This window comes from Sphingobium sp. LMC3-1-1.1 (genome assembly GCF_040676285.1).
Classification (GTDB): domain Bacteria; phylum Pseudomonadota; class Alphaproteobacteria; order Sphingomonadales; family Sphingomonadaceae; genus Sphingobium.
Genome location: NZ_JBEGHQ010000055.1, coordinates 1 through 572, shown reverse-complemented (window position 1 = coordinate 572; position 572 = coordinate 1). Strand labels below are relative to the sequence as shown.

General features: G+C 62.9%; 2 protein-coding genes. Both read right to left on the bottom strand.

Translation table 11 applies throughout. The annotated features are described in order from the left end of the window. Positions 1–91: 91 nt before the first annotated feature. Positions 92–445, bottom strand: a complete 354-nt coding sequence (gene tnpA / locus MRBLMC3_RS18735) for an IS66-like element accessory protein TnpA (protein ID WP_363831273.1) — start codon at positions 443–445, stop codon at positions 92–94. Between the two features lie 14 nt (positions 446–459). Beyond that, complete coding sequence (locus MRBLMC3_RS18730) at positions 460–561, bottom strand: transposase domain-containing protein (protein ID WP_363828212.1); 102 nt, start codon at positions 559–561, stop codon at positions 460–462. Between the last annotated feature and the right edge of the window lie 11 nt (positions 562–572).

Sequence of the window (572 nt, the reverse complement as noted above, 5' to 3'; positions counted from 1 at the left end):
CCGCTGGTCAGCGCAATGCGCACCGCCTCCTGCTTGAACTCTTCGCTATGCTTGATCATCTCATCGGTCTCCTTGAACGAGCCTTAAACTCTCAAGTGAACAGCACAAAACCGTTACAAGTCCAGTCCAACTCCCGCAGGACATCGAGCACCTGCTTCAGGGCCGCCCGGTTCACCTCGCCATCCACCGACACCGTCAGGCCGCACCGCCCGCGAACCTCGATCCGCCCTGGTTCCCCGGCTTTGGCCGACGGCGAAGACGATGCCAGTTCGACTGGCACGAAGCCCGCCATCGCTCCGCGAAGCAGCTGCTTGCGCCAGATATAAAGCTGGCCTGTTCCAACGCTGTGCCGCCGAGCCACGGCCGAGACGATCGCCCCCGGCGCCGTCGTCTCCTTCAGGATCGCCAGCTTCTCCTCGTCACTCCAGTTCCGACGTCGCTCCACCGTAAGCGGTGTTCTCAGCCCACGTTGATCCAGGGCATGAGCGTATACACTCGATTGGCCGGGTGGCCGTTGGCGAGCGCGGATAGGGCCTGGGTCAGCCAGTCATGGGGATTGATGCCGCCCAGCT